9 protein-coding genes are annotated in these 10,081 nt (G+C 59.8%); 7 read left to right on the forward strand and 2 right to left on the reverse strand.

Annotation, left to right across the window (positions count from 1 at the left end; genetic code table 11):
• The first annotated feature begins 83 nt into the window (after nucleotides 1-83).
• From BMY84_RS14115 to BMY84_RS14145, 7 genes are all read left to right on the forward strand, one after another.
• Nucleotides 84-650 carry an NADPH-dependent FMN reductase gene (locus tag BMY84_RS14115; RefSeq protein WP_093084685.1) on the forward strand — a complete coding sequence of 189 codons (567 nt, stop codon included), beginning with the start codon at nucleotides 84-86 and terminating at the stop codon, nucleotides 648-650.
• A 30-nt stretch (nucleotides 651-680) separates the two neighbouring features.
• Nucleotides 681-2,123, forward strand: coding sequence for a glycoside hydrolase family 1 protein (locus BMY84_RS14120; RefSeq protein ID WP_093084634.1), 1,443 nt, complete (start codon nucleotides 681-683; stop codon nucleotides 2,121-2,123).
• 532 nt (nucleotides 2,124-2,655) lie between these two features.
• Entirely contained in the window at nucleotides 2,656-3,447 is a 792-nt protein-coding gene (locus BMY84_RS14125) for a DODA-type extradiol aromatic ring-opening family dioxygenase (protein WP_093084635.1), read from the forward strand.
• The gene (locus tag BMY84_RS14130) at nucleotides 3,444-4,040 is read left to right on the forward strand and encodes a hypothetical protein (protein ID WP_093084637.1); all 597 of its coding nucleotides are present in this window, start codon (nucleotides 3,444-3,446) and stop codon (nucleotides 4,038-4,040) included. Before BMY84_RS14125 ends, BMY84_RS14130 begins: the two co-directional genes overlap by 4 nt.
• 21 nt (nucleotides 4,041-4,061) lie before the next feature.
• The gene (locus BMY84_RS14135) at nucleotides 4,062-4,460 is read left to right on the forward strand and encodes a DoxX family protein (RefSeq protein WP_093084638.1); all 399 of its coding nucleotides are present in this window, start codon (nucleotides 4,062-4,064) and stop codon (nucleotides 4,458-4,460) included.
• A 6-nt stretch (nucleotides 4,461-4,466) separates the two neighbouring features.
• Nucleotides 4,467-5,357 carry a LysR family transcriptional regulator gene (locus tag BMY84_RS14140; RefSeq protein ID WP_093084640.1) on the forward strand — a complete coding sequence of 297 codons (891 nt, stop codon included), beginning with the start codon at nucleotides 4,467-4,469 and terminating at the stop codon, nucleotides 5,355-5,357.
• A gap of 172 nt (nucleotides 5,358-5,529) precedes the next feature.
• Nucleotides 5,530-6,471, forward strand: coding sequence for a LysR family transcriptional regulator (locus tag BMY84_RS14145; protein WP_093084641.1), 942 nt, complete (start codon nucleotides 5,530-5,532; stop codon nucleotides 6,469-6,471).
• Nucleotides 6,472-6,541: 70 nt separating this feature from the next.
• Here the strand turns inward: BMY84_RS14145 and BMY84_RS14150 are convergent, their stop codons facing one another.
• Nucleotides 6,542-8,908, reverse strand: a complete 2,367-nt coding sequence (locus BMY84_RS14150; protein WP_218146966.1) for a membrane-bound PQQ-dependent dehydrogenase, glucose/quinate/shikimate family — start codon at nucleotides 8,906-8,908, stop codon at nucleotides 6,542-6,544.
• Nucleotides 8,909-9,523: 615 nt separating this feature from the next.
• Nucleotides 9,524-10,081: NAD(P)/FAD-dependent oxidoreductase (locus BMY84_RS14155; RefSeq protein ID WP_177204026.1), on the reverse strand; the 558-nt coding region annotated here is incomplete at its 5' end.

Here is a 10,081-nt window from a genome sequence, read left to right on the forward strand (position 1 = left end):
GGTTAACCTTGGCCGTTGCGCCGGCTCGACGAGAGATCGCGCTCGATACCGCCCGTGAGGGCATTTTTGACACGGAGACTGATATGGCAGAACTACTTAACATCGGCATTTTGGTCGGCAGCTTGCAACGTGACGGCCTCAGCAGAAGGCTTGCAAACGCCGTGATTGCACTTGGCGATGATCGCGTGAAGATGCAGATCGTCGAAATCGGCGACCTGCCGTTGTACAATCCCGAACTCGAAGATGCAGGTGTGGCGGCGTGGCAGAGATTCCGCAGCGAAATCGCACCTTTAGACGGCATCCTGTTCGTGACACCGGAGTACAACCGCTCGGTCCCTGCCCCGCTCAAGAACGCCATTGATGTTGGATCCCGCCCCTATGGGCAAAGCGCATGGGCGGGCAAGCCAGCGGGCATCCTCTCGCAGTCGCCAGGCGCGCTCGGGGCGTTTGGTGCGAACCACCATCTGCGTCAGAGCCTCGTGTTCCTCGACATGCCAGCGATGCAGCAGCCGGAGGCCTATCTCGGCCATTCGGCCGACCTCTTCGCGGCAGACGGAAGCCTGGTCGACGGTTCCGGAAAGGACTTCATATCTTCGTTCATCAGCGCCTTCGCCAGCTGGGTGAAGCGTCACACCGCCGGGACAGCCTAAGCCATGAGGCGACCCCTCCTGCTCGCGGCGATGACCGCATCCCTGTCCAGTGGCGTCTCGGCAAAGCCCGCGCCGGAGGCCATCCGCTGGGGCGCCGCGTCGGCGGCCTACCAGGTGGAGGGAGCGGTCGCTGCTGATGGCAAGGGGCGATCGGTCTGGGACCATTATCTCGACGATCTGGACCTCGCCGGCCCCGGCATGTCGGGCGCCGTTGCCATCAATTTCTACGACCGGACGCAGTATCTGAAGGATATCGCGCTCATGAAGCAGATAGGCCTGACGAGCTATCGGTTCTCGATTTCCTGGCCTCGCATCATCCCCGATGGGGTTGGCCCTGCGAACCCGGCAGCGATAGCACACTACCGGCAATTCATCGCTGATCTGAAGGCCGCCGGCATCCAGCCAATGCTGACGCTATACCACTGGGACATGCCGCTATCATTGGCACGGGCCGGCGGATGGGAAAATCGCGCTTCTATCGAGTGGTTCCGTCACTATGCGGACGTGATCTTCGACAACTTTCACGACCAGGTCGATCTATATGTTCTGGTCAACGAGCCGCTGGTGGAGCGGGCGATGAAGCTGCTAGCCGAGCAGCGGATGGCCGGCGGCAAAGCCACGTTCGCGATCGTGCCGCCGGCAAGCGAGCTGCCGGGCGCTTTGCGGACCTTCAATCACCTCCTGCTCGCATCTGCGGCTGCCAAGAAGAGTTTCGATGCGAAGGGATATCCAGGCCGGCTGGGTGTCGCCCTCCCCCTCTTCCCCACGCTAACTGCCCAGGGAGCATCCCCCGCGGACCGGAAAGCTGCGCAACTTGCAGACGGTGTAATGAACCGCTGGTTCCTGGATGCCATGTACAAGGGTAGCTATCCAGCCGACGTACTCGACGCCGTTGCATCCTTGGGAGGCGACATCGACGTGCAGCCCGGCGACGCCGCCGCCATCCATGCTGCGGATTTCGACTATCTCGGCATCAACTTCTATTCGCCTCTCTTCATTCGTCGCCCTGCGGGTGCGGCAGCGGAAGGATATGCTGCGGAGATGTTCATTCCCGAGGGAGTCTATGCGGCCTATAACGGCGCGGTGCGCCCGGACCAGTTTACCGCCCTTTTGGACCGCATTCGCGTCGAATATGGAAATCCACCGATTTTCATCACCGAGAACGGCGCAGGTTTCCCGGGTGACGACGAAATGATCGATGGCGCGGTGAACGACCGGAAACGCTGCAGATATCTTGTCGACCATATCGCCGCCATGAAGAGCGCCATGGCGAAGGGTGCTGACGTTCGCGGTTATCATGTCTGGTCCAGCCACGACAATCTCGAATGGCTGTTTGGATATGGTAGTCGCTTCGGCATGATCCATGTCGACTTCAATACGCAGAAGCGTACGCCGAAACTAAGCGCTGGGATATATTCACAGATCATCAGAGGCAAATCCGTCTCGGCTGCCTCCTGCGACAGGCCCTCCTGAACGCGCGCTGCACTCTTGCCCAGTTTCTAGCCTTGAAGCTCGCGCCAGTTTGCCGGTCTCGCCCATGGGCCTACCCGATCGAGTTCGCGGACGATGCGTTCCTCTCCCGCATCTACCCCAAGCGATCCGACAAGATCATCGTCCATGGGAAGCGGTCGCAGCGCGTATCAAGCCAGTGATGACGCGAAAAACCGACGCCTAATCGGTAGCCCTGCTCCACGAGCAGAATTGCGTTGCCGACATAGAATCCGGACGATTGTCGCGGGTGCTGCCGAATTTGCATATGCTAGATGGCCTCCGGCATATGATCTTCGCCATGCGTCAGGGTATGCCTGCCGCACAGCGTGCCTTCATCGATCATTATGCTAGCCAGAGCTTCTTCCCAGAAGCCGTCGGTTGATCACCAAAGAGCGCCGCTCCAGGGGACCAGAAATTTCTATATGCATAAACGGATATCGAATAACCATAAATAGTGGATTTCTCAGCGATTTCGGATGCGCCATAAGCATGGACAGTAAATCGCGAGGTAGTCATGCTTCCTTCTCTTTTCGTATCCCATGGGGCACCAACATTCCCCCTCACCGATGCCCCGGCGCGCACCTTCCTCGAAGGCTATGCCGCGCGACTTCCTGAACAGCCCAGAGCGATTCTGGTTGTATCTGCTCATTGGGAAGCAGCGAAGCCGACGATCAACGCGCCGGCGATCAATTCTACGATACACGACTTCCACGGGTTTCCAGCCCAGCTATATAGCATCCGCTACCCTGCTGCCGGTTCGGTCTGGCTTGCAGACCGGGTCACTGAACTTCTCGCGACCGATGGAAGCTTTGTTGAGCGGGATGCGCAGCGTGGGCTCGATCACGGCGCCTGGGTGCCGCTCAGCCTCATGTTCCCCGATGCGGACATCCCTGTGGCCCAGCTTTCGGTCGAGACATCAAAAGGTGCGGCTTATCACTACCGACTTGGCCAGAGTCTTGCTCCATTACGCGAGGAAGGCGTGCTAATCATCGGATCCGGCAGCTTCACGCACGACCTGTCAAGCTTCCGCGAATATTACCATGCTCTCCATGCGACTGCCCCCCAATGGGTCGATGACTTCGCCGACTGGATGACGATCGCCCTGGAGCAGGAGAGGGTCGAAGATGTCCTCGATTATCGCGAGCGCGCTCCCTTCGCCCGTCGCAACCACCCTACCGAAGAGCATCTGCTCCCTCTGTTCGTCGCGATGGGCGCGGCGAACGGTCAATTTCCAGAACATCTCCATGCCAGCACCACTCATGGCGTGTTGCGCATGGATGCCTTCGCCTTTGGAGAAACCGCATGACCAAGAAGCTCATCGTCGCTCTGCACGGTGTCGGATCCAACGCCCGTGACATGATGTCCGCCCTACAGCCGCTGACCTCGCAAGCGGATGTCGTCGCGCTCGACGGCCCCGAACCGTTCCATGCCAATGCCCTGGGCCGACAGTGGTTCTCCGTGGCTGGGATCACAGAAGCGAACCGTCCCGGTCGTGTAAAGGCCGCAGTCCCGCAACTACTCGAGATGCTGGATCGGGTCGCACAGGACCGTGGCGTGCGTCGCGACGACTTTGTGCTCATAGGCTTCAGCCAAGGCGCCATCATGACGCTCGCCGCAATCGCTGGCGGACACTTCCATGGCCATGCAGTCGCCATCGCGGGGCGGCTCGCCGCCGAGGTCGCCTCACAAGGCCAGCCCGCTAATTTGCTGCTGGTCCACGACCGGGACGATCCTGTCATGCCGCCGACCCTTTCGGTCGAGGCCGGTGCCGCGCTCAGTCGCGCGGGACATCAGGTCCATGGCGCCAGGACCGCGGGCGTCGGGCACGGCATCGGCGAAACGACCACTAGCATCATCAATCGCTGGCTCGCAGGAGCCAAACTCGAAAACGCAGTCTGAAATTCACGAAAGGACACCACAATGACCACCACCTCCTCCATCACGACCTGGACGCCACGGATCCTCTCGATTTTCCGAGTGGTTACTGCTCTTTTGTTCCTGAGCCATGGCATCGTGAAGCTGTTTGGCTTCCCTGCCGGCGCAGCCCCGGGCCAGGTTCCCCTGTTCACTCTGTTCGGCCTTGCCGGCGTTCTGGAATTGGTGGGCGGCCTCGCGGTGATGCTGGGCATCTTCACACGCCCGATTGCCTTTGTCCTTTCGGGCCAGATGGCGGTCGCCTATTTCATGGTGCACGCACCGATGGGCTTCTATCCTGTTCTCAACATGGGTGAACTCGCCATCCTCTTCTGCTTCAACTTCCTGTATCTCGCTTTCGCGGGAGCCGGTGCATGGAGCATCGATGCAAAGCGGGGTGCATGAGGCAAGATGCTCGACTGGGATGACATCCACACCTTCCTCGCCATAGCGCGACACGGATCTCTATCCGCTGCCGCCCGGGCGCTTAAAGTCAGCCAGTCCACGATGAGCCGCCGGCTCGACCATCTCCATGGTCGGGTCGGCGCTACTCTTTTGGAGCGCACGCCGACCGGCTTCCGCCTCACCGCAGGAGGCTCGGCCATACTCGACCAAGCCACGCAGATGGAAGATGCTGCGCTGGCGTTGGAACGCACCATCGCCGGAGACGATCAAAGGCTCGAAGGGATCGTCCGTGTGACCGCTGTTGAAACCTTTGCGGCTCATATCCTCACGGTCGGAATCGCGTTACTCCACGCGACGCATCCTGGAATCTCCATCGAACTCATCACCGACAATCGGTCCCTTAGCCTGGCCCGACGCGAGGCGGACATTGCAGTGCGGCTCGGACGTTTCGACGCGCATGAGACCATCGTGCGCAAGATCGGCGACATGGCCTTCGGCGTTTATGCATCCAGTGGGTATCTCGATCGGTTCGGCGCGCCGGATCGCTCGACGGCCGGCGAAGGTCATCGGATCGTGAGGGTTCAGGATGATCTCGTCGATACGCCAGACGCGCGATGGTTCTCGGCTCGATTTCCGAAGGCCGAGGTCGCCCTGTTCGCCAACAGCCGAGAGGTTCAAATGCGGGCCGTAGCCCAAGGCGTCGGGTTAGGCTTCCTTCCATGTTACGCAGCCGACACGGTCGATGGTCTCGTGCGCGTTCCAACCTCCGAACCCGTAATGCGGGAGATATGGATGGGGGTTCATCGAGACACTCGGCACGCCCCACGGATCCAGGCTGTCCAAATGGCGATCCTTGAAGCCGTGACGCAGGAAACAGGCCGTCTACGACCACGGTAGCCCGATCGAAGGCACGTGACGGAGGTGGTTCGTAGGCCATCGACGCAAAGGCCGTGCACGCTCGAGTGGAACGATATGCGTCAGCGATCCACAGCAGATAAATTAACGATAGAGGGTTTCGCGCGGTCCGAGATATGCCATTTGGCGAACATGGACGCTGCGGGGAAACGTAATGATCGAACTAAAGCAGTTGCGTAAGTTCCTAGTAGTTGCCGAACAGGGCAATTTTACTCGAGCTGCCGAACATCTGAACATTGCTCAGCCGGCTCTCAGTCGACAGATCGCACGGCTGGAAGAGCAGTTAGGTATCGATCTCATCGACCGGCAATCTCGTCCGTTTCAACTGACCAGGGCGGGTCGTCATCTCCAGAAGGAATCGGCGGCGCTACTAGAACAGGCAGGACGAATGGAGAGGACCGTTCGCCAGATCGGATCGCGCACGATGCGGGTCCTGAACGTCGCGTTCTCACCAACGATCGTGTACGGCGGGCTGCCCGATGTCATGTCGCGTGTAGAAGAACGGCTCAGACATATCGATGTTCGCTGGTCTGAGCTGAGATCGAGTGAACTGGCCGAAAGCCTTCGCATGGGATCAATAGACATCGCCTTCAGCAGACACCATGATGACGATGAGAAAATCGTTCATGTCCGGCTTCGCGATGAAAAGCTGTTCGCAGCATTTTCCCGTCGGCATCCGTTTGCTTCGCACGACGGAGCCGTCAGCATAAGCGACCTCGATGGCTTCGATCTAATCATCTATCCCGGAAATTCCAAGATGAAAGGGGGATTTGCCGATCAGACGTCGGCATGGTTCGCCGAGTTCGGCCGTCGCAATGCTGAGATACGCGAAGTCAACGAGATAGACACTGCCCTTGCACTCGCTGCCGCCGGCATGGGGGTATGCCTGGTTCCGGCCACCGCGCGACATCTGAGATCCGACATCGAATATCGGCTCATCGACCAGGACGAGGTGCATTTGCCAGTCTATTTATGCCATCGGGTGCAGGAGGACGAAGAGCTTGTCTCTTCGATCAAGAGCGTCATCCGCGATTTCATGGCTACCGATTCTGCAACGTCGCTCGATCCGCAATATCAGCACTTTTACGATTTTTAACGGACATCGAACCGGAGCGGCTGGGGCGGCGCCGTCGCTGGCGACAGCGCCGCCCGCCCCCAAATCCGCCTTAACGCTTCAGCGCATAGGCGACGAGATAGTCCGCCGTCGGTGTGCCCATCACATGATGGCCGCCGGCCATCATCAGCACATATTGGCGCCCCTTATGCTCGTAGGTCATAGGGGTTGCCTGTCCGCCAGCGGGCAGCACGGTCGACCAGACGACCTTGCCGGTCCGTATGTCGATCGCACGCAGCAGATTGTCCATGGCTGCCGCGATGAACACCAGGCCGCTTCCCGTCACGATCGGGCCGCCATTGTTGGGCGTTCCGATTTCGATCGGCAGACCTGTCGGGATGTTGAAGGGACCGTTCGCACGGGCGGTGCCGAGCGGACGTTCCCACAACGTCTTGCGGGTGTGCATGTCGATTGCCATCACCTTGCCGTAGGGTGGCTCGTTGCAGAGCATGTTGGTCAGCTTCACCATCAGGATCGACGTTTCGATCGCATAGGGCGTGTCTGCCTGCGGCCCGTTACCTTCGACCGGTGTGCCACCCGGCTTGTAGGCCGGGTCATCCATCGAACGCAGGCCCATCTTGTCCGCTTCGGCACGCGGGATCAGGCGTTCGCGCACAGGCAAGTTGCTGTAGTTGGCGACCAGGATACCGCGATGTGGATCGTAGGACGTGCTGCCCCAATCGTTCCCACCGTTGAAGCCTGGATAAACGATCCAGTGATCGCCCACGCCCGGAGGAGTAAACTCACCAAGGTAGCGGCTGTCGCGGAACTTGATGCGGCAGTATAGCTGGTCGAGCGGGGTCATGCCCCACATCTTCGCTTCGGTAAGCTTGGGTCCGCTCATTTCGGGCATGCCGATGGACCAGGGCTGCGTAGGCGCACGGGGATCGCCCGGGACGTTGCCGGCCGGTGCAGGACGTTCCACCACGGGGGTCAGCGGCTTGCCATTGCGTCGGTCAAGGATGAACGTCTGTCCGCGCTTGGTGGGGACGATCATCGCCGGAGTGGCCCGGCCCTTCGCATCGGGATAGTCCAACAGGGTGACCTGCGAACCCATGTCATAGTCCCAGGCGTCCTTGTGGACGGTCTGGAAAATCCAGCGCTTTTCGCCGGTCTTGACATCGAGCGCGACAACGGCCGTGCTGATGGCATTTTCCTGCGGAGTGCGCATTGCGCTGTAATAATCGACCGTCGAGTTGCCCGTCGGCACATAGACGAGGCCAAGCTTTGGATCCCCGGTCATGGTGGTCCAGGAATTCGGCGTTCCCTTGCTATAAGTTTCGCCCGGTCCGGGCAGACCGCGCTTCCCTGGACGGTTGACGTCCCAGGCCCAGAGGAAGGCGCCGGTTTCGGCATCATAACCGCGGATCACGCCAGAGGGCGACCAACGGCGCTGACCGTCCATGACCTGCTGGTTGACGACGATAACGCCATTGACCACGGGCGGCGGAGCGGTGACGGCGGCCATGCCGGGGATGACCTTGCCCATACCCATCCAAAGATCGACCTTGCCCTCTTCGCCGAAGCTTGAGCATGGCTTGCCGGTTTCGGCATCGACCACGATCAGCTTCATGTTGAGCGTGCCTTCGAGAATGCGCGAATGGCAGGCCTGGCCGACAGGGATTTTCGCCGACTCATAATAGGTTACGCCGCGGCAGGCCGCCGTGTAGGGAATATCCTTGTCCGTGACGTTGGACTTGTAATGCCACGCTTCCTTGCCGGTGGCCGGGTCGACACGCATCATGTCATTGGTGGCCGAGCACAGATAGATGCCGTCACCGACCTTGATCGGCGTGGTTTCCGGCGCCCAGCGGTTGTTCTTGAGATCCGCCGGCATCGAACCGGTTCGATAGGTCCATGCCGTTTCAAGGTTGCTGATATTGGCCGGCGTGATCTGCGCGAGCGGGCTGTAACGGTTGGCATTGCCGTCGCCGCCATAGTTTTTCCAGTCCGCAGCGATGGAATCAGATGCCGTCGACATGCCGGGGATCGGCTGATCGGGGATCGGACCGGTGGGCGCCACATAGCCGTGTGGCTGGAACGCCAGCACGACGCCCACCAACAGTACCACGGCGATAAGGCTGGAAAAACCCATCGCGACCTTGCGGGTCGGCCCGCGATCGAGCGTGGGAAGAATGAGCGTCACAAGGAACGCCAATAGCGTCAGCAGCCCCATGCGAGGCACCCAGCCCCAATAGTTCGCGCCAGTCTCCCACATGGTCCACAGGATCGTGGCCACCAGAACTGCGGCAAAGCCAAAGGCTCCCGAGATTTTGCGGCGCCACAGCTGGATGGCGGAGAACAGCAGGGCGATGCCTGCAAGAAGATAGTAGCTGGAGCCCGACACGGTCAGCAATATGATGCCGCCGATCACAAACCAGAGTGACAGCAGACCAATGAGCGCCGCTAACGGACGCAAGAGCCATCCAGGCCCAGGCCTGGGGATCGATGAAGATGCCATGACGATGATTTTCCGATTTATCGTTACAAAGCGCTGATGATCTGCCGAAGATTGGGCGTTGACCGTTAAATCCGATCGGGCGCCAATGGAGAAGTTTGTGCGCTCTTCAAGTCACCCAAACCGCTGGAAGGTCATCAATCTTTCCAGTTTCACTGCTGGGACACTTTGTCCAAGACCAAAGCCTGCATGACATTATGCCTATTATGTTATGGTCGATCGAAGTGTAGGCGGTTCGCGGTCAAACCCGGATGCTCTACGAGGTAAGCGGAGTCATTCCACGCGGTCGCTCAAGGCGTAACGTTGGGCTTCCTGCCCTGCTATGCGGCGGACACGGTCGATGATCTCGTGCGCGTTCCAACGCCGGAACCCGATACGGGAGATACGAATTAGGGTTCATCGAGACACTTGGCGCGCGCCTTGGACCCTGAATATGCAGATAGTCACACTTGAAGCTGTGACGCAGGAAGCAGGTCGCATACGACGATTACAACCCTTGAGTGAGACATGAGACCCCTGTGGCGCCAACCGCCCGACGAGTGCCAAGGCGCAACCCATATGCTGCGCTTGCTACATTCAGTGCAATTTCAGTCGCGGCCGTACGATGCGGTTTACGTGGCCGATCGCAATGAGCGCCACGCCCTTAAACCATCCATGGATGGCGATGAGGTGCATTCTGTACAGGGATAGGTAGATGACGCGGGCGAGGCGCCCCTCCACGGCCATCCGCCCCCCTACCAGGTTGCCCATGAGCGTGCCGACGGTGGAGAACCGACTAAGTGACACCAGCGACCCGTGATCCTTGTAAACGAAAGCCTTGGGCTCCTGCCCCGACATGAGCCGCTTGAGGTTCTCCAAGCAGGTGTCGGCCATCTGATGCGCCGCCTGTGCGCGGGGAGGTACGGGTCGCTCCTGTCCCGGCAGCACACAGGATGCGCAGTCACCGATCGCGAAAATGCGTTGATCCGTTTTGGTCTGCAATGTCGCCTGAACTACGATCTGATCTGAGCGCGTCATCTCGAGGCCGTCGAGGCCATCGGTATTGCTCCGGTGAGGGCCGCCTTGCGGTGATCGGCTGATATTTTGACATGGCACTGGTGCAAGCGCCGGTGTTTGCACCGATACTAAGGACGG

This window comes from Sphingobium sp. AP50, assembly GCF_900109095.1.
Taxonomy (GTDB): Bacteria; Pseudomonadota; Alphaproteobacteria; order Sphingomonadales; family Sphingomonadaceae; genus Sphingobium.

What these genes read in the sequence shown, in the direction of transcription:
- BMY84_RS14115 (WP_093084685.1), top strand. Translation starts at nt 84, where the DNA reads ATGGCAGAACTACTTAACATCGGCATTTTGGTCGGCAGCTTGCAACGT.
- BMY84_RS14120 (WP_093084634.1), top strand. Translation starts at nt 681, where the DNA reads ATGACCGCATCCCTGTCCAGTGGCGTCTCGGCAAAGCCCGCGCCGGAG.
- BMY84_RS14125 (WP_093084635.1), top strand. Translation starts at nt 2,656, where the DNA reads ATGCTTCCTTCTCTTTTCGTATCCCATGGGGCACCAACATTCCCCCTC.
- BMY84_RS14130 (WP_093084637.1), top strand. Translation starts at nt 3,444, where the DNA reads ATGACCAAGAAGCTCATCGTCGCTCTGCACGGTGTCGGATCCAACGCC.
- BMY84_RS14135 (WP_093084638.1), top strand. Translation starts at nt 4,062, where the DNA reads ATGACCACCACCTCCTCCATCACGACCTGGACGCCACGGATCCTCTCG.
- BMY84_RS14140 (WP_093084640.1), top strand. Translation starts at nt 4,467, where the DNA reads ATGCTCGACTGGGATGACATCCACACCTTCCTCGCCATAGCGCGACAC.
- BMY84_RS14145 (WP_093084641.1), top strand. Translation starts at nt 5,530, where the DNA reads ATGATCGAACTAAAGCAGTTGCGTAAGTTCCTAGTAGTTGCCGAACAG.